The following is a 24673-nucleotide window of genomic DNA, read 5'->3' as shown; positions in this document are numbered from 1 at the left end:
CGTGGTTGAAAATTATACTGTAAAAATTCGGCATCAGGCTAATAAAAAACGACGTGACATCGGTTAATGCCACGTCGTTATGATAACGGTAAAACTTGTTTTATTGGGTGCGGTAACGGCTTAGAATTTTACCTAAATTGGCTGCAGCTTTAGATAAGTCTTTAACACCATGAGCCGACTGTTGTGATAGCCCTCTGATGATATTTGATTTGTGACGTATTTCAGTAAGCTCTTTGGCGATGTCGTTTGCCACAGCGCTTTGTTCTTCTGATGAGGTCGAAATTTGAAAGCTCATGTCCATAATTGAACGCGATGACTCAGCAATGGCATCAATGTCGGTACCAATATCGCTGATTAAATCACTACTGGTTTGTGCTTGTTTAACCGTGTCTCGAGTAATACTGTCGATATTGAGTGTTTCGCTTTGCAGCAGCTCAATCATGTTGTGAATTTCTACTGTTGCAGCTTGAGTACGGCCTGCTAAGGTGCGCACTTCATCGGCTACTACCGCAAATCCACGGCCCATTTCACCGGCACGAGCAGCTTCAATTGCAGCGTTAAGTGCTAATAAGTTGGTTTGGTCTGAAATGGCATTAATGGTGGTAATCACTTCATTAATATTGGTTGCATTCACTTTTAACGTGTTGACCGAGTTAGACGTTTGCTCAATGTATTTAGATAACTTTTGGATCTCATTAATCGCACGTTTGGCTCTGTCGTAACTTTGGCGAGTGTATTCAGAATCCTGTTCAACACGTTCAGTTGAGTTACGAGCGATGTTAGACACTTCAGCGGCTGATGCGGTCATTTCTTCCATTGCGGTGGCAACAGAGTCTAAAGAGGCGTATTGCAAGTCAATTTGTTCTGCGCCTTGTTCTGCATCGCTAGCAAAAGAATCTGATGTTGCATGTAAGGTTTCTGTGTTGTTTTTTACCGCAATAACCAACTCACTTAAGGTGTCCATTGCTTTATCTAATGCGCAACCAATGGTACCAAACTCGTCGCGCCCAGGGTGAAAGCCTAAACGTGAGGTTAAATCGCCTTTAGCAATTTTTTCTGTGGTATCCCACAGTACCCACAATGCTCCGCCAATAAATGTGGCGTTCCAATAAAGCACAATAGCAAATGGGATAACCCATAAAAATGCCAATAGCATCGAGTTCATTGCAGCTGTTTTAGCATCTGACTCTTGGTTATATACGGATTCGCTGAGGGTGTAATACTGGCCAGCAGACGCATAAACCGCGGTCACGGTATCTTGTAAGCGAGAGCTGGTTTGAGCGCGGTTAGAAACCTGCAACCCAAGGCTTGCTGCCTGTTCAAGTTGGCCGGTTGTATCGAGCGCTTGTACCATTGCAGCAACTTTTTGCTCTAAAACCTGTACCGATTGTTGCTCTATTTGATCAATTTTGTTGACATAGCTGCCGATGGAGACGCTGGATAATACGATAAGAAACAGCGCGAAAATTGTCCAAAATTTGTCGTTAATGGACATTTTGATAAAGAGTTTATCGATACTTCTAAAATCAACTTGTTTCATAGCAAGGGTACCTAAATCGGTAAATACAATAAATGCAAATAGTAGATTAGCTTACAGTATTTTGATACTAAAATACCGTGCAAACTACAGTTATTATGACCAAAATAACAAACTAGCTAACTTTTTACTCAATATACCTGATGATGCACAATGTTATGCATCTGACAGGTTTATTGGATATATATCGACATAAAATCGAATAGCTTAAGGGGTTTATTGATTTTTAATGTCGTTAAGTTGACGCTGTAAAGCCTCTACGGTATCGCTTGTTTTAATGTGATGTCGCTAACATCATAGTTTACTGAAAACTCACCCACCTTCAATTGCAAACATGTTTTTATTGGTTAATTTTTATCCTTGTAAAATACATTTTGCTGACGATTTACAAAGGGATTGTGGTTGCATGGTTGTTGCGACTTCACTCAATGAGTCTGGTTAAAAAAACCTTTAATAACAGGCTCTTGCAAAAATCAGGTATTGTCAGTGGGTAAAATGATAAACCAAAAATGTTACAACAATTATCTTAAGGCTTACCTTATTCTAAAGCACTGTTTTACATTAAGTTTTTGTATTTTTAGTATTTGATTTTTTACTTTGTTTTTGTGTGTTTAAGTTATTTTTTAATCAAGTAGTGAGCGTGTTTACAATTTCATTTATGTGATAAAGGTTGTTTTCTAGGTTGTAATACCATTTCCATTAATTATGTGACTAATCAGAGTCGCTCAGACTGTTCAGTTTGAGGCGCATTGTTGAAATAATGGTTATTCCCTTCTAAGGCAATGCAACAAAGAAATGGACTGTCTGAGCGTCTCCTGCAAGGCGGGTTTCTGTGCCTTCTATGCTGCTTAATAGTATTTTGACGTACGACTGCATGGATGCAGGAGGTAGAGCAACGCAGGAGCAGTTGCCGAGAGCAACTATGCCTACAATCCTATTACTTGCCTAGAAGGCACAGAATTCCCGCTGAATGACCAGATAATTAGTGGAATTGGTATAAAGCTTTGGGTATTCTCGGCGAATATAAAAAAGGATGACCATTTGGCCATCCTTTTTATCCTCTATTAAGCTATAGCGTGGCAATATGCTCTAACAGGGTTGTCGGTTACATTTTCCAAGTTAATGTTGCGCTGTAATTAGCTGGAGCACCGTAATAGCCTTGAGCCCAATATAAGCTGTTTATGTATTTTTCATCACCGACATTGTAAGCATTAACCGCCAAGCCTAGCTGATCAGTAATTTGATATTTAGCCATTAAATCAATTACCGCATAGGCGTCCTGCTCGGTAATAATCTCAGCGCCTGCGTTGTCAAACCCAGCGGCAACGACACCTTGACTGCGCGAAATATCGTCTTGCCAGCGCATGTTTATCCCGATAGAGAATCCGTCGATTGTTTCAAAGTCGTAGGTTGCGGCAAATTTTAATAATTTATTTGGAGTGTAGGCTGCAACGGTATCGTCACCTTCAATATCAAAGTCGGTGTAACCTATGCTGGCATTTAAACCTGGGTATATCTCACCGGCTACTTCAAATTCAAACCCTGTGCTACTGATCCCGTCTGAGCCGTAGTATGTTTGCATATCAATAGGCAAATCCACCGTGTCAGGGTCGAGTATGGCTATATTGGTTTGTTTTACATCAAAATAGGCTAGGCTGGTAATAAGGCGGCCATTAAATAGCTCACTTTTCACACCCACTTCGCGGCTTTCGCCTGTGATTGGATCTAAAAAGACACCGACACTGTCTTTTTCTGTTTGAGCGACAAAGTTTTCGGTGTAACTGGCGTAAGCCACTAGTTCTGGAGTGATGTTATACACAGCACCTAAATAAGGTATAAACTGTTGATAATCAGCTTGTTGGTCTACCTCGTATGATTCTCCCTCTGCCTGCCAATCGTTGTAACGACCGCCAACAATAAGGTGTAAGTCGTCAACAATGCTAAAGCGACCCGTAAAGTAAGCTGCTTGTTGCTCGCGGGTGACATCACTGCCTCGTAAACCATCAGCAAATGTGGGCATGGGTGTATTGCCGTCCCAGGTGTTGAGATCTGGCATCGCTGGGAAGCCATTACCTGTGGTGAAATCGTAAAGTGAGCTGTCGGTGTAGCTCATTTTAGAATAGTTAACCCCTGCAACCACTTGATGTTCGCGGGCAAATAGGCTGAAGTTACCGTCTACATAAATATCGACTAAATCGCTTTGGTCGTCTAAGTCATATTCACTGCCATAGCCAGTTAAACCTAATTCGGTTTCTTTGTCTGGTGTACCGTAAACATAAAATAACTCAGTGTCTTCATCTGTTGTTTTGTGTGAATAGGTGCCGCGTAGGCGCCAATTATCATTAAAATGGTGGCTAAGCTCTAATACCGTATTGTTTTTAACCACTTGCCAATTAGACCAGTCAGCAGACGTGTTGGTTGAACTATCGTAATTGGTGGCGCTGCCGTCGGTATAAAACAAGGGTAATGCGCCCCAGTTATTACCTGTAGCATCGTTGTTCATGTAACTGTGACTGAGTGACAATGTTGTGTCTTGGCTTAGATTGGCTTCTAAAAAGACATAAACGATATTTTTGTCAGTGTGATAGCGGTCTAAATACGAGTCTTTACTTTGGGTTAACGCAACGGCTCTTGCGGCAAAGGTGTCATTGAGTTTCACCGAGCCATCTGCTTCAAGGCGGGTGTTATTAAAGCTGCCGTAGGTGCCACTTACGCTTAGTTGATTGTCTGCGGTTGGGCGTTTACGAATAAAGTTGATGGTGGCTGACGGATTACCCACACCCGTCATTAACCCATTAGCACCACGGATCACTTCAATGCGGTCATAAATTGCGGTGTCTTCATCGGCGTGGTTATTGCCTGAGGTCAGTGGTAAACCAATACCATCAATTTGGAAGTTAGTGATATCAAAACCGCGAGCGGTGTAATAGGTGCGGTCAGTTTCAATCCGTTCAACGTTTACCCCGGTTGCAGAGTCAAGCGCAGTATTAATGTCGTGGAGTTGAAAGTCTTGTAATTGGGCGTCGGTAATAACTGAGATGGATTGTGGAATATCGACGATGGCTAGGTCTAATCTTGAGGCGCCACTGGCGGAGTGAGCGTTGTAACCCGCAATATAGCTGCCTTTCACTTCAATTTTTTCAATGTTTGCGGTTTTGATTTTTTGATTTTCGGTTTCAGTTTCATTTGCGATAGCATACTGACTTAAGCTGATGGCGCAGAGTACAGCCAAGCTAATTTTATTTAATTTCATGGTGTTATCATCTTCAACGGCTATGAACTAGTCCTTGTTCTGTTATAAGTAATTATGTTTAGCCAGGATGATACATTGGATCGTAATAAAAATCATTATCATTTACATTTTATGGGTTTTGTAAAGAATAACTTTTTTGAAAGGGTGACTAGAATGTTTTGTTGACAAAAACGGCGCTCAAAGGCGCCGTTATTTGTGGTAAATACGAGTGATTAATCGATTAAATCATACTGCTCGCGTAATACCTTAATGATGTCAGCTTTTGGGTTCGCAGGCAGTGCAATGCTGCGACCTGTGATTTTTTCAGCTACACCAGTGTAAGTGCGAGATACGTTCATCATGGCTTCAAGTGGTAGGTCATTATCACGTGCAAGCGCTTCACGCTCAGGCATTCTGTCTTTATTTAATAAAATGTCGGCATCGTCAAAATGGTTTAATAAAAACTGGCGGAAGCCTTCTTTTGAGTTTTCTACAATTTTACCGTCGCGGTAAGCTGGGCCATCCCATATACGTGACGAATCTGGTGTGCCAACTTCATCCATGTAAATCAGTTTTGATTGACCGTTTTTGTCATTCACGTAGCCAAATTCAAATTTAGTGTCGACAAACACCTGATCAAGCTTGGCTAAGGTGTCTGAAATGACTTTAAAGCCTTGTTTGAGCAAGGTTTCGTAAAGGTCGATATCTTGCGGCTTTTCAAAGCCGAATGCCTGGTAGTTGGCTTCAATGTCGCTGCGGCTGATGTTAACGTCATCTTGTGCAGGCACGCCAGGAATACCGGTTAAAATGCCTTTGGTTGATGGGGTTATTAGCAGTTCAGGTAATTTTTGATCTTTGCTTAAGCCTTCTGGCAAGGTGATGCCACAAAACACACGTTCGCCTTTTGAGTAAGCGCGCCACATTGAGCCAGTAATGTATTGACGACAAATGGCTTCCACCTTAATTGGGCGGGCTTTTTGTACTATCCATACAAATGGGTGTGGAATATCTAAAATATGGCTGTCAGCTAAACCGTTTTCAGCAAATAAGCCAAACCAGTGATTTGAAATCGCATTTAATGCCGCGCCTTTACCCGGAATGCCTTGCAAGTTTCCTTCACCATGAAAAATACAATCAAAGGCTGAAATGCGATCGCTGATGACCATAATGGCCAGTGGCGTGTCTGCAGGGACATCATATCCTTTATCGCGGATCAGGCGACGGCTATCAGTATCGGTTAACCAGTAAACGCTGCGAACTTTGCCACTGTGGACGGGTTTGTCGGTACGGATGGGTAAATCATTGTTCACAGCAAGAACGGAATCAGCAAGACTCATGCGAGTGTTCCTTAGGTAGTAGGGCACATAGGTTTTTTATGGCGGCTATTTTACCTGTATTAGCTGGATTTGCCACGCGAAAAGGGCATGCTGAAATAGCCTTTTTTGTTATGCGAACAATCAACGGTGTTAGAGGCGCATCTTGGTAAAGACTTTGTATTGGCTATCGGGCAAAATCTATCTCCTTAATCGTGTGCGAGTAAATATCAGTGACAGCAGAACAACAAAGTGCCAATAACCGTTTAGGGCTGATATTTGTCTCTATTGCGGTGTTTTTCTGGGGCATTTTACCAATAGCGCTAAAATTATCTGGCAGTTTTATTACCCCAGTGACCTTGACTTGGTTTCGTTTTTTGATGGCGCTTGTGGTGACGTTACTCATTCAATGGAAAATAGGCGCACTACGGCAATTTGTTGGGCTTCCCCGTGCTATTTGGGTAAAGCTGACATTGGCGGGTGTGTTGCTGATGTGCAATTACGTGTCGTTTGTGTATTCATTGAGTTACTTAGCCCCAGGCACTGCACAGCTTAACTTTCAAACTGCGCCCTTCTTTTTAGCTTTTGGTGGGGTGTTATTTTTTAAAGAACGTTTTAATGCCTTTCAGCTTAGCTGTTTTGCCACACTTGCCCTTGGTATGTTGATGTTTTTCCATCCGCAACTCGATATGGATCAAGCCCGTGATGAGCAAGTGCTAATCGGTATTATGATTGTGCAGTTTTCGGTGATGTCGTGGACCAGTTATGCGCTATTACAAAAGTCTGTTAGCCAGCGAATATCGCCTAGCAATGTATTGCTCTTTATTTATGCGCTGGGCATTTTGGTCATGGCACCCTTTAGTGATTTTAGTCAGTTTGACGCCATGACATTACCCCAATGGTGGATAGTATTATTTTGCGGTGCTAATACATTAATTGCCTATGGCTGCTTTGGTCAGGCAATGCATTATTGGCCAACGGCGCAAGTGAGTGCAATGTTGTCATTAACACCTGTGTTGAGTTTTACGGCGACCGAACTTGTGGTCAGTTTAGGCTGGTGGGGCGGGGTATTTAGCAGTGCCAATATCGATTTATTATCATTGATGGGCATTGTATTGATTGTATGCGCAGTATTTACGGTGCAAATTGTGCCCATGTATCAAAAGCGCAAACAGGCTAAAGCGTTCAGGACGGTACTGTAATCAGGATTATTACTAGGGGTCGCTTCGCTGCAAGAGCGGACTGCGCCTTGCTAGAAATGATAACAAGCGCACTATTACTCTAGAACCTAGCAGCGTAGCGCTCTAGAGTCTTTACTATTAAAGCAGAAAACAAAAATGGAGCCGTTAGGCTCCATTTTTTGTGTCATTCAAATGAATGATTAGCCATTGTCATGTGGCTTACGTGGACGACGCTCAGCACCAGCTGGACGGTCACCGCGTGGACGATCACCACGAGGGCGGTCACTGCGAGGCTTACGTGGCGCACCACGGCCAGAATCAGCAAACACTTCATCACCGGCTTCACGGATATTTAATGGGCGGCCACATACACGCACCTTTTTAAGGTGAGCAAGAATGTCTTTTGGCATGCCATCTGGTAAGTCAACGGTAGTTACTTGGTCGAATAATTGGATTTGACCAATGAAACGGCTGTCGATGTTAGCTTCGTTAGCAATCGCGCCAACAATGTTACCCACGCCTACGCCATTTTCACGACCCACATCGATAACATAACGGTTCATTTTAACGTCTGGGTTATCTTTTAATGTGTCTGCGCTACCAAAGCTGGTAGGAGCTGGACGGCTGCTGCGATCACTACGCTCACGACGTGGACGGTCGCTATTGCGGTCACCACGATCACTTCCACGATCACTGCGCTCATCACGTGAATCACGTTGACGTTCAGTAATGTTTGGTAACTGTAGCGGACGCTCTTGCTGCACTTGTTGTAATAATGCAGCCGCTAGTAAGTCGGTGTCGACTTCAAGCTGTTGGCATAACTCAGCTACGGCGTTTTTCATGAAATCTAAGTCGCCGTTTAAGGTTTCTTGGATTTGCTCACCTAAACGAGATAAACGACGCTCTGCAACAGTCTCAGGGCTAGGTACCTTCATTGGAGAAATACGGCTGTTTGTTGCACGTTCGATAGTGCGTAACATACGCATTTCACGATTGGTCACAAACAAAATTGCCATACCGGTACGGCCAGCACGACCAGTACGACCAATACGGTGTACATAAGCTTCTGAATCGTAAGGAATGTCGTAGTTTACTACGTGACCAATACGTTCAACGTCTAAACCACGGGCTGCAACGTCAGTTGCAATCAAAATGTCTAGTTTGCCACGTTTTAGCTGATCAACAGCACGCTCACGTGCTTGTTGGTTCATGTCACCGTGTAGTGGTGATGATGCGTAACCGCGAGCTTCTAATTTTTCGGCTAATTCAACACAGCTGTTACGTGTACGAACGAAAATGATAATACCTTCAGTATTTTCAACTTCTAATACGCGTACTAACGCTTCAAGTTTGTTGTGTTGAGAAACTTGCACAAAACGTTGGTCAATTGACTCAACAGTCGTGTGGCTTGCAGCAATGCTGATGTTAACAGGGTTGCTTAAATGCTTGTTTGCTACGCGCTTGATTTGCTCAGGCATGGTAGCAGAGAACAACGCAAGTTGGCTGTTAGCTGGCTTATGTTCTAGTACCCATTCGATATCATCGATGAATCCCATTTTTAACATTTCATCAGCTTCATCAAGCACTAATGCTTTTAATGAGTCTAATTTAAGTGTGCCACGACGCATGTGATCCATTACACGACCTGGTGTACCAACAATCACTTGTGGGCCACGCTTAAGGGCGTTTAACTGTTGTTGCATGCTTTGACCGCCGTAAATCGGCAGTACGTGGAAGCCTTTCATGTGTTTTGCATAGCTACCAAAAGCTTCTGCAACCTGAACGGCTAGTTCACGAGTTGGAGCCAACACTAAAATCTGTGGAGCGTTGATTTTCATGTCGATTTTGTTTAGTAAAGGCAGGGCGAATGCACCTGTTTTACCGGTACCGGTTTGCGCTTGACCAATAATATCTTTACCTGCCATAAGCGGGTCGATACTGGCTGACTGGATTGGCGTTGGTTTTTCATAACCAAGCTCGTCGAGTGAACGCAACAAATACTCAGACAGGCCGAGTTCGCGGAAAGTTCTTTCATTGGATGACATTGAGTTGTAGCCTTGTGGATGCGCACGAAGTTCGGAAGCTCGTGCTAAAGTTTCACAGACAGAAAATCAACCCCGTGTCGATTTCCCGCGCCGATAAGGGGGCGTATTATAGCAGCAAGTATGCGATTTGACCACGGAAAAACTGAAAATAAACATTAATTTGCCGATTATTCATTAAGATTGGCCTGATTCTTGATTTGTAGTGTTTATTAATTGTTTGAAAAGTGAACGATTATTGGGTTTGTGCTGTGTTTAGGGGGATTGCGTGAGGTTATCAATACTTAGCAGTTGATATACGGTTTCGACCACGGCAACAATAAAATCGGTGTCTAATGTGTCTGGCGTGTCATCTTCGGTGTGGTATTGCGCATGTGGCGGCACACCAAAATATACCCATTTATAGCCCGCTTTGTGGAAGGGATAATGATCAGATGCTCTTAACCAATCGGTTTTTTGTAAGCGTCCGCTAAGTAAACTACTGCGATGTGTGCGAATGCATAATTGTGTTTTTTGCAGCAGTTGCGCCCTGATGGTTTCAAACTGCGGCAGGTTTTTTTCACCTTCCATGTATATGGCTCTGCGTCTATTAGGGTGGCCAATCATGTCTAAATTGACGCTTAACTCGACTTCTATCATGGGGTCATTTTTCAGTAAGTCCACCAGAGCATAACTGCCAAATAATCCAGGTTCTTCGGCATCGGTAGCAACGACCATCAGGTTAATGTCATTGAGTGGCGCTTGTAGCCAACGCTGCGCAATGGCTAACATACCCGCAACTCCAGAGGCATTGTCGTCTGCGCCTGGATAAAACTTGCTGCCTTTTTGGCCCAAATGATCGTAATGGGCCGTGATGATCCGCCAACGTCGTGAAGGGACTTTTGCCGGTATTGTGGCAACTAAATTAGTGCCAGTAATGGTTGAAAATTGGTGTTCAAATGTAAAGGGAATGGCAAAGCTGTCGTGCCAGGGTGTCAGCCCGAGTTGCTTAAATCGTGCAATCAAAAATGTTTGCGCAGCGTGAGAGCCAGATGTAGCGGTTTTACGCCCTTGAAATTCAGCAGAAGCCAGTTGGCTGATATCGTGATGTATTTGCTCAGTTGCGTTAGGCCAAGTGGTGGTAAATGTGGAGGAGCAATCGGGCAAGTGGGAGCTGCAACCGCTGGTTAATATGAGTGATAAAAGCAACCCAACCACCCGATAACGAGTAAGAGGCATGAACATATTGGCACTCCTCTTTGTTATGGGTGGATGGGAAACAAAAGGCTACTTTTTCGCTTTTGTTTGTACTTTTACTTTGTTTTTAGCACGTTGCTTATGGATAGCAAGCATCGGCTTTAAGAATCGAGCGGTATGTGACTCAGGGTGCTCGGCAACATCTTCTGGGCTGCCAGTGGCTAAAATCATTCCGCCGCCAGCGCCGCCTTCAGGGCCTAAGTCTACAATCCAGTCTGCAGTTTTTATCACATCTAAATTGTGCTCAATCACCACCACGGTATTGCCATGAGACTTTAAGCGATGCAATACATCTAACAATAGTTGAATGTCAGCAAAGTGCAGGCCGGTGGTCGGCTCATCTAAAATGTACAAGGTTTTACCCGTGTCGCGTTTAGAGAGCTCTTTTGCCAGCTTAACCCGCTGCGCTTCACCACCAGACAGGGTGGTTGCACTTTGGCCTAGGCGAATATACGACAAACCTACATCCATTAAGGTTTGCAGTTTGCGTGCAATCGATGGGATGGCATCAAAGTAGCTGCGCGCATCTTCTACGGTCATTTGCAGTACTTCGTGAATATTTTTGCCTTTGTATTTTACTTCTAAGGTTTCGCGGTTATAGCGCTTACCTTTACATGAGTCGCAAGGCACGTATACGTCTGGTAAAAAGTGCATCTCAACTTTAATTAAGCCATCGCCCTGGCAAGCTTCGCAGCGTCCGCCTTTGACGTTAAATGAGAAACGGCCCACTTGATAGCCACGGGTGCGCGACTCTTGTGTGCCGGCAAACAACTCACGTATTGGGGTAAAAATACCCGTGTACGTTGCTGGGTTGGAGCGCGGCGTGCGGCCAATGGGGCTTTGGTCGATGTCGACAACCTTGTCGCATTGCTCCATGCCTTTAATGCTTTTATAAGGCGCAGGTTCGTCGACCGTGGCGCCATTAAGCATGCGATGGGCAATTTTAAAGAAGGTGTCGTTAATGAGGGTCGATTTTCCAGAGCCAGACACCCCAGTAATACAGGTGAACAGGCCAACTGGAATGGTTAAGTCAACATCTTTGAGATTGTTACCCGATGCGCCAAATAGTTCAATGACTTTTTTAGGGTCCATTGGGGTGCGTTCATCGCTGATGTGAATTTGCTTTTTGCCAGAAATATACTGACCAGTGACCGACTCTTCACAGTTAAGGATATCGTCTAATGTGCCGTCGCAAATCACTTCGCCACCGTGTACACCAGCACCAGGGCCAATGTCGATAACATGATCGGCAAGGCGAATGGCGTCTTCGTCGTGCTCAACCACAATCACGGTATTGCCTAAGTCACGCAGGTGAATAAGGGTTTGTAATAAACGTTCGTTGTCGCGTTGATGCAAACCAATTGAAGGTTCATCCAATACGTACATTACGCCTACTAGGCCAGCGCCAATTTGGCTGGCTAACCGGATCCGCTGTGCTTCACCGCCCGACAAGGTTTCGGCTGAGCGCGATAAGCTTAAATAGTTAAGCCCCACGTTGACCAAAAAGCCTAAACGTTCGCTGATTTCTTTTAAGATTTTTTCGGCAATTTGTGCCCGTTGGCCCTCAAAAGCGACAGTATCAAAGTAGGTTTTGGCTTCGCCAATGGACCAGGTGGTTAATTGCGGCAAGTTAAGCTCGCCAATAAACACGTTGCGGGCTTCTTCGCGTAGGCGTGAGCCACCACAGCTTTTACAAGGCTGCATATTAATAAATTTAGACAGTTCGTCGCGCACCGAGTTGCTTTCGGTTTCGCGGTAACGCCTGTCCATGTTATTTAAAATGCCTTCAAACGGATGGTTGCGTACCACCACGTCACCACGATCGTTAATGTACTTAAAAGCAATGTTTTGTTTGCCTGAGCCGTACAGGACAATCTTTTTCACTTTGTCGCTGAGTTCCGCAAAGGGCTTTTCAACATCAAATTTGTAATGTTCTGCCAATGAGCTGAGCATTTGGAAATAGTAAAAGTTACGTCTGTCCCAGCCTCTTACCGCGCCACCGGCTAATGATAATTCGTCGTTGGTGATCACGCGGTCTGGGTCAAAAAATTGTTGTACGCCTAAACCATCACAGGTTTGGCAAGCGCCAGCCGGATTGTTAAACGAGAAAATGCGCGGTTCAAGCTCGGCCATAGAATAGCCACAATGCGGACAGGCAAAGTTTGCCGAAAACACTAATTCTTCGGTTGTTGAATCGTCCATGCTGGCGATTTTGGCAATACCGCCAGACAACTCTAATGCAGTTTCGAACGACTCTGCTAAACGCTGTTTTATGTCTTCACGCACTTTAAAGCGGTCAACAACCACTTCAATGGTGTGTTTTACATGTAAATCTAATGTTGGCGGATCGGTCAAGTCGCATACTTCGCCGTCAATACGGGCGCGGATGTAACCCTGGGCCGATAAACTTTCAAGCAGTTTAACGTGCTCACCTTTACGGTCATTTACCACAGGTGCCAGCAACATTTGGCGGCTGTCTTGTGGCATTGCCAGCACTTTATCAACCATTTGGCTGACTGTTTGTGCCGACAAAGGTAGGTTATGAGTTGGGCAGCGTGGCTCACCGACACGGGCAAATAGCAGGCGCAAATAGTCGTAGATTTCGGTAATGGTACCGACCGTTGATCGCGGGTTATGCGATGTTGATTTTTGCTCAATTGAAATGGCAGGGCTTAAGCCTTCGATATGATCGACATCGGGCTTTTCCATCAAACTTAAAAACTGGCGCGCATAGGCCGACAAGGATTCGACATAACGCCGCTGGCCTTCTGCATACAGGGTATCGAAGGCTAAAGATGATTTTCCGGAACCAGATAATCCAGTAATAACAATGAGTTTGTCACGTGGGATTGTTAGATTGATGTTTTTCAGATTGTGGGTGCGGGCACCGCGTATTTCAATTTTATCCATCTATCTCGCTCTATGACTTGTGTAAACAAAACGGTGATCAGTATCGCACAGTTATGGATCTACTTCAGATCAATTTTGTTATTAATGGTGTTTATACGCAGTAAATAAGGATCAAGATTAGTAAATGATGAACTAAATGAAGCATAGGTCGCAAACTACGATTTCCTTTTGAGCTAATTTATTACGCTGTGATAATATGCGCAGCTAATCGTTTTACGAATCATTTTCAAAGGGCAATTGCATGGCCAGTAATGGACTGTCGGGTATGGAAAAAAAAGTCGCGTTTTCGTTAGCCAGCGTGTTTGGTTTACGAATGATGGGGCTGTTTATGATTATGCCTGTCTTCGCGTTGTATGGTCAGCACCTTGAAGGCTTTTCACCGTTGTGGGTGGGCATTGCAATTGGTGCTTACGGACTGACTCAAGCAGTATTGCAAATACCAATGGGGATTTTGTCAGACAAGTACGGCCGTAAGCCGGTTATTTTGGCGGGCTTAGTATTATTTGCCATTGGCAGTTTAATTGCAGCCTCATCTGATCATATTTATGGTGTGGTATTTGGCCGTGCGGTTCAAGGTATGGGCGCTATTGCTGCAGCCGTATTAGCATTAGCTGCCGACTTAACTCGCGATGAACAACGCACCAAAGTGATGGCCGTGATTGGTATGTGTATTGGTTTTTCATTTGCATTATCGTTGCTTGTTGGGCCGATTGTGGCGCAATATATGGGGCTAACGGGGCTGTTTTTATTAACTGCAGTGCTTGCCATTGTAGGCATGTTAATTGTGCAGTTTTTTGTACCTAACCCCATTAGCCAGGCGCCCAAAGGCGACACAGTGGCCACTCCGACTAAATTAAAACGCATGCTGTTAGACCCACAGTTGTTTCGTTTAGATGCGGGTATTTTCATTTTGCATTTGGTGTTAACCGCGGTGTTTGTTGCGTTACCGCTAGATTTAGTGGACGCCGGTTTAGTTAAAGAAAAACATTGGATGCTGTATTTCCCAGCGTTTATTGGTGCGTTCTTTTTAATGGTGCCGTTAATCATTATTGGGGTTAAGCGTAATAACACCAAAACCATGTTTCAGTTGTCGCTGTTGATTATGATGTTGTCATTAGCAACTATGGGTATTTTTGCTGACAATATTTGGATGTTAAGCGCAGCAGTGGTGTTGTTTTTTACCGGCTTTAATTATCTTGAAGCCTCGCTGCCAAGCTTAATTGCTAAATTTTGCCCTGTGGGCGAAAAAGGCTCTGCAATGGGCGTGTATTCAACCAGCCAATTTTTAGGTGCTTTTTGTGGTGGTATGCTTGGTGGTGGTGCTTATCAATTAGTGGGCGCCTCTGGGGTGTTTTTTGTGGCCCTTGGGTTGATGTTTGTGTGGTTGTTATTAACCTTTGGCATGCAAAAACCTGTGTTATTAAAAAGTTATACCCTTGAAGCCAATATAAAAGATAAAAACGATGCCCAGGTGATGGCCACTGAGTTATCGCAATTGGCCGGAGTAGTCGAAGCCATTGTGGTGCTTGAAGAAAAGGTCGCTTATTTAAAGGCCGATGATAAATTCAATTTAAGCGAAGCCCGAGCTGTGTTAGGCTCTGTACAATAGATCGTGTAGATCATTTCAGTCGTATTCAGATTAAGCAAATTTAGATTAAGTAACAGATAAAATCTCAGGAGATTTCGATGGCTAGTCGTGGTGTGAACAAAGTAATTTTGGTCGGTAACTTAGGTAAAGATCCTGAGGTTCGTTACATGCCAAACGGCAACGCCGTAGCCAACTTTACTATAGCGACAAGTGAGTCGTGGAAAGACCAACAAGGTCAAGTGCAAGAGCGCACTGAATGGCACAATATTGTGATGTATCGTCGTCTTGCTGAAATTGCTGGCGAGTACTTAAAGAAAGGCTCGAAAGTGTATCTTGAAGGTAAATTGCAAACCAGCAAATGGCAAGATCAAGCTACTGGTCAAGACCGTTACAAAACCGAAATCAACGCCATGGAAATGCAAATGCTAGACAGTCGCAATTCTGGTGATAATGCCGGTGGTCAATATAACCAAAACGCCAACCAAAACGCTTATAACTCAAACCAAGGTCAGCCAGCTCGCCAAGCACCAACTGCAGCGCCTCAGCAACGTGCGCCTCAGTACAATAACCAAGCTACACCTGCTGGCAATACTAATACTTACCAGGGTCAGCCTAATGCTGGACAACAAGGTGGTTATCAGCAGTCGGCTCCAGGGCAACAAGCGCCAGCTTACACACCTAAGCCAGCGGCTCCTCAGGGTAACTTCCAACCGCAAAATGCACCAGCTCAACGCCCAGCGCCACAGCCTGCACAAAACTTCACCCCAGATTTGGATGAAGGCTGGGATGACGATATTCCGTTTTGACGAATACATAAATAGTAAATATAGATCTAACTGTAAACGAAAAGCCTTGGCAGTAATGCCAAGGCTTTTTTATTTAATATGATTGTATTGTTGAGCTTTCATCTTGATTGCTTAACTTATATCAATCAGCACAAGAATGATCACTTATTTATTCTGATTGGTAATTAGTGCACTTTTAATGGTGGTTTTTAAGTTTTGCATAAAGGTTTTAAAGTGCGGCATAAACTCAACAAATATTGGATGCTTGCGGTTTTGTATCATTAACGGCCCCAGTAATCGCAATGCAACACTTAATCGAGCGGCTTCTCGATCGGGGAGTTCGCTGCCTATTTTAAGGTTTTCGACGAGTTTAAATAGATCTTCGCGGTCTTGAAATTCAAATTGTAACTGTTGAAGGCATTGCTGGGTGTCGTCGAGATGTTCAACAGTAATACGGTATTGGTTATCTTTGCTCATGGGGAATTCCTCTGACTAACTTTTTAAAAAACGTTCAATTTTAGGTTTGATGGTTAATGAGGTGATGATCATTAACGTTAGGCCCAGTGGCAGTGCGGCGAGTAGTGCCTCTAGCCAGTGGTTAAACAATGAGGCTTGGCTGCTAAAACCAATATTATTAATGGCGGTAGAGAGTGCCATTGCCGACTCCATTGTGATTGCCATAAATAAACCGACAATAATGTTGCGCTTTTTTTCGTTGGTGTTGGGTAACCATTTTTCAACGAAATGTGTTAACAAAGCCATTAAGATAAATCCTGCCGGCATCACAGTGACTGCAGCAAACAAAAATGACATTAACCAGTCATAAAAAAATGTGTCGCTGTAACCTAGGTTGATGTAAGTCATTACGCCAATAAGCGAGCCACCCATAAAGGTCATCATCGCGAGTACAACGGCAACTTTATAGATTATTGGCGTTTTCGTTGCACTGATACTGGGTATTGGCAAAATCGGTTGTGAATGCATTGTGTTTCTCGAAGGATTAAAATGGTGCTTCATGTTGATAAAGTCAACTATATGTATTTATGTTGACTATGTCAACTAGTTTGTTGGTTGTAGAAACTGTGTACACGAGGCTCGTACGTTTGGTTCTGTGAGAGCGATGAGGCCTTAAGGTGACATTTGTCATCTTTGATTGCTGACAAAGTGCACTACTGCATAATGAGTATTTTGTTGATAATCAATTCATACCAACAAGGAGGCTTTATCATGCAATATAAATCATTGGATCAGCAGTTAATTGAATACCGTCAACAACGTGCATTGGCGATGCCATTATCTGGCATGATTGTTTGGAGTATTTTATTTGCTTTAAGCTTTATGTTACCTGCCTCGCAAATGGTAATTGCTATATTTATTGGTACGGGCTCAATTGTGTATTTGGCTATGGGAGTTTCTAAGCTAACGGGGGAAGACTTTGGTTTTAAGAAAGCGGCTAATCGTAATTGGTTCGACAATGTGTTTCTTGCTGCAGTAGGAATGAGTTTTTTAACCTTTGGCATTAGCATTCCATTTTTTATGGAAAATTATCTTGCGCTCCCTTTTGTGTTAGCGATTCAAACAGGGTTAATGTGGCTAGTGCATGGCGTGATCGCCGCGCAAAAAATTGCCATTGTACATGCTATTGTCCGCACCATTGCCTGTGTTATTGCCTTTCAATTATGGCCTGAACTTAGCTTTCAAATCCAACCGTTAATTGTGGTGTTGTGTTACGGGTTTACTATTCCGGTGATGGAGTCTCATTGGCGCCAGCAACAAAAAATGGAGTTGAGTGTTTAGTAGCGACTCAGCAATAGTTTAAAAGGGCTTATAACTGAATAAATAGTGTTTTCTGGCGAAGTTATGCAACGCAGTAAAAAATATTATTGAACAAAAAAAGCCACAGCAACATGCTGTGGCTTTACTGATACTCGCAAGTCAGTGAATACTCGAACGATTAGTGCTTTTTAGAATATTTTGCTGCTTCTTCACCCGCTAGGCGACCAAAGGTGATGATGTCTGAAATCGCATTACCGCCTAAGCGGTTGGCGCCATGCACGCCACCTGTGACTTCACCTGCGCCGTATAAACCAGGGATTACCTGTTTTTTCGCGTTCATCACTTCAGCTTTCGTATCTATCATCACACCGCCCATGGTGTGGTGTACGCCAGGGGTGATCTCGATAGCGTAGTAGTTACCTTCGTTTAGTGAGCGTGGTAGGTTAGGGCGATCAAAGTCGGTGTCTTTTCCACTGGTAACTAAGCTGTTATAGCGCGCAACGGTTTCTGTTAATGCTTTGCCGTCAATGTTTTCCATTTCAGCTAATTTCATTAAGCTGTCTGCAGATGGTGCTACGCCTAGGCCCACATACTGGTTAATTTTAGACAGTGATTTACGTACAGAGTCATCAAAAATCAGGTAAGCGGTTTTACCGGTTTGCGCTAAAATAGCCGCTGATGCTTTATCACGAGTGGTGATCTCGTTAACGAAGCGTTTACCTTCTTTGTTAACTAAAATGGCACCGTTACCTCGCACCGCTTCAGTGATCATTACCCCGCCTTTTACTGATAATGTTGGGTGGGCCTGAATGTATTGCATATCTTTTAATGCACCGCCGGCATTTTCGGCTACATCTAAACCATCACCTACAGCACCTGGTTGGTTAGTAGAAATAAAGCCTTTTAGTGAAGGGTCAAGTTTAGAGACCCGTTCATTATTTTTAGCAAAACCACCCGTTGCTAAAATAACTGCGTCTGCTTTTACCCAGTAGTAGCCTTTGTACATGCCTTTTACCAGGATACCTTTAACTGCGCCTTTATCGTCTTTAAGCACTTCAATGCCGCGGGTATTCATGCGTAAGTCTATGTTACGTTGTACCGCATTATCGTAAAGTACTTGTACTACATGAGCGCCTACACCAGCGCCACCAGTTGGACGGTGTGAACGGTTAACAGATGCACCGCCCATCATGCCAACGTCAGTTAAGTCAGCGCCCATTTGGGTCATCCAATCAACAGAGCCTTTAGAGTGCGAGCTTAAAATGTTTACTAAGGCTGGGTCGTTAATCTCTCCGCCGCCTTTCATTGTGTCTTTGTACATTAATTCTGCGCTGTCTTTAATGTCTTTGGCTTTTTGTTGATCTGTCCAGGCTGCGTTCATGCCGCCAGCCGCTAACTTGGCATTACCGCCAATCACCGGTTCTTTTTCAATTAAAATCACCTTAGCGCCATTGTCATGGGCAGCTACGGCAGCTGAGAATCCCGCACCACCTGAGCCAACCACTACAACATCAACTGTGTCTTTTGGCTCACTGGCAAGTGCAGCCTGACGTTCTGCTTTGTCTTTTGCTAATTCGGCAATGGTTGGTTCGTCACGCTGCCATTTTTTAGCATATGGCATGTTAAAGTCGAAGCTATGGCAAGAGTCGCAATACACCATCGATTTTTCGTGAGCGCTATGGCATGAGGTACAAGCGACCTCACCTGGAAAGTGGGAGGCATGTGCATTGTAATGTTCATGTTTTGTGGTTTCGGCCACTTCTTCTAAGGTACCGTGACAGGACACACATTGCGCGTTTTCATAGGTTAGGCTGTCATTAGATAACTCGCCGTCTGGGGTATGGCAGCTATCACACTCCTGATTTTGTGCATGGAATTCAGCTAAGTTGTCAGCTGCGATTGCGTTGCCCATTAAGCCTGTTGCGCCCATTAGTGTGGCAAGGCATGCTGCTAATTTCATCTTTTTCATTTTGATTCCCCTCTCCAGTCTTTAGTGGTGATTTACCCTGTAACGACAGAAGCTTTTTGGTTGTGTTAACTAACCTATAGCGAGGCTGAAGCGTGTGTCATTTCACTTTATCAATAGGTTGTAATGCTGACTTGAGTTGTTCAGCTATGTTTGTTGTTCACATTAAGCTTTGCCTATAAGGTTAAAACCAGCAATGAAATAGCCCATATCGAGTTCAGAAATGACAGCTAAATCACAAAATTTAAAATGAACTATGCACTCACGCATAGCTATAAAGAGGTATATGCAAATTTGCATAGGAAGATGGAGGGCAAGGTCACATTGAGTGTCATCATGAGTTTGGGTTAAACGTATTTATTACATGTTGATTTGCTCATATGAGCAATGCTGCACAGTTTCAAATAAGCTAAATCGGTAACATTAGCGCATGAAATTGATATTTTTTGTGCTCTTTTTGTTTACTCTGCCAGTGCTGGCGCAAGACAGCATTGTCTTTGGTGTGCACTCAAATACCGCTCCTTTAGAATGGCGTAATAATGGAGTTGATCAAGGCTTTAATGTTGAGCTTATGGATAGAATTGGTCAACTGACGAACACTCGCATTATTGTTAGGCGTAAGAGTTTTCAGCAGTTACTCACCGATGTGCACAATCCAAACAGCGACATTGATGTGATAGCCGTTGTGAGCCCTGTTAATATGGACCGTAAGTTAGCGCAATCAGACCCTATTTATGCCACTCATGCTAAGGCGTATACCTTGCAAGATGAGGCGTTAATTAACAATTGGGCCGATTTAGTCGGCAAACGGGTGGCGATAAAAAAAGGTGCTTTTGTTGATGTATTCATCTCAGACAAGCTACAAAAATTTGAGCGGGTCGATGTTGATTTATACGAGACGGGATTTCAATTACTGATTAAAAACCAAGTCGATGTGGTGATTGCCGAAAGCTTTGTGGCGCGGCGCTTAATGCCAATGTATCCGTCGGTGCGCAGTTCAAGTGATGCATTAATTTACGGGGCATTCAATTTTGTTGCCAATGGCAGTAAATCCGAGCTGATGTATCAAATTAATGAGGCACTGAGACAACTTAAGTTATCGGGCGAATACGATCAATTGGTCAATAAATGGTTTGGCACCGGGCGCGAAAAAGTGGATTTAACCTTTACGGAAAAGCGTCTATTTGCCCTGGCAATTGTGGTTGCCATTATTTCAGCGGCTGGCCTTATATACACTGGGTTTATAAGTGCTAGTTTGCGTCGTCATGCAAAAGCGTTAGATGCTGAATTAATACAACGTAAACTGATTGAGGCTGAAATATCTGAACTGTCACAACAATTTCAATCTGTGCTTGATGGCATACCCAATGGCGTGACTATCGTTAACCAAGCGTTACAACATTTGTGGAGTAACGACAACAATATATATTTGTTAGATTCAGACGAGTTTTACTATATAGACAACGATGCTTTTGTGCTTAAAACCGCAGTGATGGATGTGTTATTAAACCAAAAATCGCTTATTGCGGATATGCGTTATCAGCAGCAATTTTGGCAGTTACAAATTCATCCCATAGCCCAAGACCAAGTGGTTATGTTGCTTGAAGAGTCAACCGAGCAACACAGATTACGTCAGGCAAACGAAGAGTCCAGTCGTTTAGCATCGCTAGGTGAGTTATCTGCAGGTATTGCCCATGAAATTAATAACCCAACTGGCCTTATCGTCCATGCGGTGTCGTTATTTAGTGCAGCGATGAAAGATTTAGCACCCGCAGCAATGCATTATCAAAAACAAAATCCGTTTTGGTTAATCGCCGGGCTACTGCCTAATAATGCCATAGAAGAGTTGCAATACAGTTGTAATTCTATTGAAGAAGGCGCTAAACGTATTAGCAGAATTGTGAATGACTTAAAGCGTTATGCTATGCCGCATATTGCCGATGAATATACGCAGGTGTGTCTTAATGATGTGGTGCAAGTCGCGCTGCGTTTAACGGCCAACCAAACCAAATTTTATCAAGTTATCACCCAGCTAACAGAACAACACCCCTGTATTAATGGCGATGCTCAACAGTTACAACAGGTGCTAATTAACCTTATTCAAAATGCCTGTAATGCTTGTACTGAACAGCAAGGCATTATTGAAATTGAAACCCGCATTCAAAATACTACTGCCATATTAAGCATTTGTGATAATGGTTGCGGCATGGATAGCGCCACATTAAAAAGAATAACAGAGCCCTTTTTTACCACTAGACGCCACGAGGGCGGCAGCGGATTAGGCTTATCTGTTTGCAGTAAAATTATTAAAGAACATCAAGGTGAAATGCAAATACTGTCGAGTGTGGGTAACGGTACCCGCATTCACTTGACGTTTGCCTTAGCAAAAGAGTAACCAATGAAACTTGCCCGAAATATTTTGTTAGTCGACGATGAAGCTGCGTGGTTACGCACATTAGCGGTTACCTTAAATCGATTAGTGCCTGAGGCCGAAATTGACACTTGCATTGACAGTCGTCAGGTACAAAACCGCTTACAGGTTGGCGATTATGCTCTTGTATTAGTTGACCTCACTATGCCATTTCATTCAGGCGAAGCACTCCTGGCGATGATCCGCAGTGATTTTCCGAATACTCGAGTCATTATTGTTACCGGGGTTAACGAAGTCGACACCGCTGTGCGATGTATTAAAAATGGCGCTTATGATTATTTTATTAAAACAGATAATGTAGACAATCTTGCTCGGACAGTTCGCCGTGCACTCGAGGTGGTTGGTCTTGAGCGTAACTATCTTAATATTAAAGAAAAATTTTTAAGCCGAACGTTAGACAATCCGCAAGCATTTAATAATATTTTAACCTGCGAGCCGCAACTCTTAGATCAATTTCGCTATCTTGAAGCCGTGTCTGGCAGTGCTGAACCACTGCTTATTATTGGTGCGAGTGGCACAGGCAAAACTGAATTTGCCAAATCTTGCCATGCGCTCTTCAGCCCAAATGAACCTTTTATAAGTATCCATTTAGCCAGCATGAGCAGTGAGATATTTGAGCAAAAAATGTGTGGTCAGCTGTATCATCACCACAACGGAGAGCTTGACGCTGTTGCGGGTTTGCTGCATCAAGTAGGCTCTGGAGTGCTGTACCTTAACGATATCGATGCCTTGCCGCTCGATGCTCAGGTTAAGCTGCTTACCTTATTAGAAACCAAACAATACTATCCTTTAGGCAGTGACACAGCTTACCCAGTAAAATGTAAATTTGTGCTATCAAGCCAACATGATTTACTTAATCTGCATCAAGCTGGACGGTTTAGAAGCGATCTGTTATATCGCTTGCGGACTCATAAAATTAAGTTACCGACGTTAGCCGAAAGGCCGTTGGACATTGCAATGTTAATCAACCATTTTATTGTGCTCGCTGCTACAGAAATGAAGTTGCCTGCACCTATTCAACCTACTGACTTAGCAAATAAACTGTCCAGTTATGATTTTCCTGGGAATTTGCACGAACTCAAAAGTATGGTGTTTGATGCAGTAAGCAGAAGTGATGGTGTTGCGCTTAATACCTCAGCTTTTATGGTAGCGATTAATGAACACAAATCATTAACCGCGATACCACAAGACCGAATGATTTTTCCTAAACAGCTGCCGACCATTGCCCAAATGAACCAGGCATTGGTCGATGAAGCCATGAGCCGCACCGCAAACAACCAAACCGCGGCAGCGCAAATATTGGGGATCAGCCAAAGCGCACTTAGTCGGCGTTTGAAAGGGGGGTAAGTTTATTTACTTGCTACCCTATTTAGCTCGCTATTTTTCGCCTGTGTGTTTGTCGCTAATGCTTGTGTTTGCTCTGTCAGCCAGACTTTTAGCTCTTCTAGGGGCATTGGCCGTGCAAAATAATAACCTTGGATGTGATGGCAACCTAGCTGAAGTAACTTTTTCACTTCGACTTCAGTTTCTACGCCTTCTGCAATCAGGTTCATGCCTAATTCGTGGCCAATATTAATAATATTTTTTACCATAACATGATCATCTTGCCTTAACGGTACAACAAAACTGCGATCAATTTTTAAGGTGTCAAAGGGTAAATTTTTTAGGCGCTCAAGTGATGAGTATCCTGTACCAAAGTCATCTAAATGAAATTTAAATCCATGGCTTACCAGGTTTTGCATGGTGGGCAATATTTCAGTTTCGGATTCAGCAATCATGCTTTCAGTAAGCTCTAAATGTAGCGCCGAGGGCGGTAATTTATATTTTGCAAGGCACAGGAGAATATCTTCTGTGAGGTCTGAATCCCTAAACTGCCTTAAAGACAGGTTCACATTGCATTGCAGATCGGGGTATTCAACACGCAATTCTTGTAGTGCCGCGCCGACTTTATCAAACACTTGACGGCCAAGTTTTGTTATCATTCCAGATGTTTCTGCAATGCTGATAAACTCATCTGGCGGAATTTGTTCATTGCTTAATTTCCAGCGAGACAGCGCTTCCAAGCCAATAACACGCCCATTTTTTGCATCTAAAATCGGTTGAAACCAAATATCTAACTCTTGATTATTTAAGGCTTCTCGCAATGCTTGTTCAAGCTGCATGCGACGCGATACGATATCAAGGAAATTCACTTTAAATACTACAACTTGGTTTTTACCTCTGCGTTTTGCTTCATACATGGCCAGATCGGCATTACGAATCACATCTTCTTTCGAAAGCGTATATTGAAGCGAAGCGAGCCCAATGGATGCGCGTAGAGTGAGTTTATGATTGTCATATTCAAACGACTCTGCAATTTGCTTGAGTAAGTGTTCTGCAAACGGTTGAGCTGCCTCTGGTGTGGTGTTTTCTAATAAAATAGCAAATTCGTCACCACCCAAGCGAACTACTGTGTCATCAAGCCGAACGAGTGAAGTCATTCTTTGGGCAATTAGTTTTAAAATATAATCCCCGGCAGCATGGCCTAAGCCATCATTTAGTCAGGGTGAGATCGCGAACGTTTTTTAAACAAAATACGCTATCGATTAAATCTTATTTGACCTAATACAGCGTTCGTGATCTTATACTCTCTTTTCAGGAGTATAAGCATGTATATCGAAGCCTTCACAAGCCACT

At 43.4% G+C, this 24673-nt stretch carries 16 protein-coding genes and 1 pseudogene; 6 read left to right on the top strand and 11 right to left on the bottom strand.

The features are described from left to right. Nucleotides 1-100: 100 nt before the first annotated feature. From IEW93_RS12210 to IEW93_RS12200, 3 genes are all read right to left on the bottom strand, one after another. Nucleotides 101-1540 carry a methyl-accepting chemotaxis protein gene (locus IEW93_RS12210; RefSeq protein ID WP_188739611.1) on the bottom strand — a complete coding sequence of 480 codons (1440 nt, stop codon included), beginning with the start codon at nt 1538-1540 and terminating at the stop codon, nt 101-103. 1102 nt (nt 1541-2642) lie between these two features. Continuing rightward, nucleotides 2643-4790 carry a TonB-dependent siderophore receptor gene (locus tag IEW93_RS12205; protein WP_188739610.1) on the bottom strand — a complete coding sequence of 716 codons (2148 nt, stop codon included), beginning with the start codon at nt 4788-4790 and terminating at the stop codon, nt 2643-2645. Between the two features lie 212 nt (nt 4791-5002). Beyond that, the gene (locus IEW93_RS12200; protein ID WP_188739609.1) at nt 5003-6106 is read right to left on the bottom strand and encodes a phosphoribosylaminoimidazolesuccinocarboxamide synthase; all 1104 of its coding nucleotides are present in this window, start codon (nt 6104-6106) and stop codon (nt 5003-5005) included. Nucleotides 6107-6315: 209 nt separating this feature from the next. Here IEW93_RS12200 and IEW93_RS12195 point away from each other — a divergent pair, with 209 nt between their 5' ends. After that, nucleotides 6316-7284: a DMT family transporter gene (locus tag IEW93_RS12195; protein WP_188739608.1), complete on the top strand. Its 969-nt coding sequence runs from the start codon at nt 6316-6318 to the stop codon at nt 7282-7284. Between the two features lie 179 nt (nt 7285-7463). Here IEW93_RS12195 and IEW93_RS12190 read toward each other — a convergent pair whose 3' ends face one another. From IEW93_RS12190 to uvrA, 3 genes are all read right to left on the bottom strand, one after another. Further along, complete coding sequence (locus tag IEW93_RS12190; RefSeq protein WP_188739607.1) at nt 7464-9308, bottom strand: DEAD/DEAH box helicase; 1845 nt, start codon at nt 9306-9308, stop codon at nt 7464-7466. Nucleotides 9309-9560: 252 nt separating this feature from the next. Further along, on the bottom strand, nt 9561-10529 hold the full coding sequence (locus IEW93_RS12185; RefSeq protein ID WP_188739606.1) for a M28 family peptidase: 969 nt from the start codon (nt 10527-10529) through the stop codon (nt 9561-9563). A gap of 42 nt (nt 10530-10571) precedes the next feature. After that, a complete protein-coding gene (gene uvrA, locus IEW93_RS12180; RefSeq protein WP_188739605.1) occupies nt 10572-13451 on the bottom strand; it encodes an excinuclease ABC subunit UvrA in 2880 nt (959 codons plus the stop codon). Nucleotides 13452-13692: 241 nt separating this feature from the next. On the opposite strand from uvrA, the gene IEW93_RS12175 reads away from it, so the two are divergent. Both IEW93_RS12175 and IEW93_RS12170 read left to right on the top strand, forming a co-directional pair. Further along, on the top strand, nt 13693-15060 hold the full coding sequence (locus IEW93_RS12175) for an MFS transporter (protein WP_188739604.1): 1368 nt from the start codon (nt 13693-13695) through the stop codon (nt 15058-15060). Between the two features lie 77 nt (nt 15061-15137). Further along, a complete protein-coding gene (locus IEW93_RS12170; protein ID WP_188739603.1) occupies nt 15138-15845 on the top strand; it encodes a single-stranded DNA-binding protein in 708 nt (235 codons plus the stop codon). Between the two features lie 144 nt (nt 15846-15989). On the opposite strand, the gene IEW93_RS12165 is transcribed toward IEW93_RS12170, so the two are convergent. Together IEW93_RS12165 and IEW93_RS12160 are read right to left on the bottom strand one after the other, a co-directional pair. Continuing rightward, entirely contained in the window at nt 15990-16301 is a 312-nt protein-coding gene (locus IEW93_RS12165) for a DUF3861 domain-containing protein (protein ID WP_188739602.1), read from the bottom strand. 15 nt (nt 16302-16316) lie between these two features. Beyond that, a complete protein-coding gene (locus tag IEW93_RS12160) occupies nt 16317-16808 on the bottom strand; it encodes a DUF2798 domain-containing protein (RefSeq protein ID WP_188739601.1) in 492 nt (163 codons plus the stop codon). 243 nt (nt 16809-17051) lie between these two features. Here IEW93_RS12160 and IEW93_RS12155 point away from each other — a divergent pair, with 243 nt between their 5' ends. After that, nucleotides 17052-17621: a DUF7010 family protein gene (locus IEW93_RS12155; RefSeq protein WP_188739600.1), complete on the top strand. Its 570-nt coding sequence runs from the start codon at nt 17052-17054 to the stop codon at nt 17619-17621. Nucleotides 17622-17778: 157 nt separating this feature from the next. Here the strand turns inward: IEW93_RS12155 and IEW93_RS12150 are convergent, their stop codons facing one another. Next, nucleotides 17779-19569: a flavocytochrome c gene (locus tag IEW93_RS12150; RefSeq protein WP_188739599.1), complete on the bottom strand. Its 1791-nt coding sequence runs from the start codon at nt 19567-19569 to the stop codon at nt 17779-17781. Between the two features lie 427 nt (nt 19570-19996). Here IEW93_RS12150 and IEW93_RS12145 point away from each other — a divergent pair, with 427 nt between their 5' ends. Further along, nucleotides 19997-21961, top strand: a complete 1965-nt coding sequence (locus IEW93_RS12145; protein WP_188739598.1) for an ATP-binding protein — start codon at nt 19997-19999, stop codon at nt 21959-21961. A gap of 3 nt (nt 21962-21964) precedes the next feature. Continuing rightward, nucleotides 21965-23344, top strand: coding sequence for a sigma-54-dependent transcriptional regulator (locus tag IEW93_RS12140; RefSeq protein ID WP_188739597.1), 1380 nt, complete (start codon nt 21965-21967; stop codon nt 23342-23344). Between the two features lie 2 nt (nt 23345-23346). Here IEW93_RS12140 and IEW93_RS12135 read toward each other — a convergent pair whose 3' ends face one another. Together IEW93_RS12135 and IEW93_RS22265 are read right to left on the bottom strand one after the other, a co-directional pair. Continuing rightward, a complete protein-coding gene (locus tag IEW93_RS12135; protein WP_346347586.1) occupies nt 23347-24189 on the bottom strand; it encodes a putative bifunctional diguanylate cyclase/phosphodiesterase in 843 nt (280 codons plus the stop codon). A 15-nt stretch (nt 24190-24204) separates the two neighbouring features. Next, nucleotides 24205-24525 (bottom strand): annotated as a pseudogene (locus IEW93_RS22265) (GGDEF domain-containing protein); the annotation flags it as partial. Nucleotides 24526-24673: the final 148 nt, after the last annotated feature.

Source organism: Shewanella inventionis (assembly GCF_014641855.1).
Taxonomy (GTDB): Bacteria; Pseudomonadota; Gammaproteobacteria; order Enterobacterales; family Shewanellaceae; genus Shewanella; species Shewanella inventionis.
This window is presented reverse-complemented; position numbering and strand designations above follow the sequence as displayed.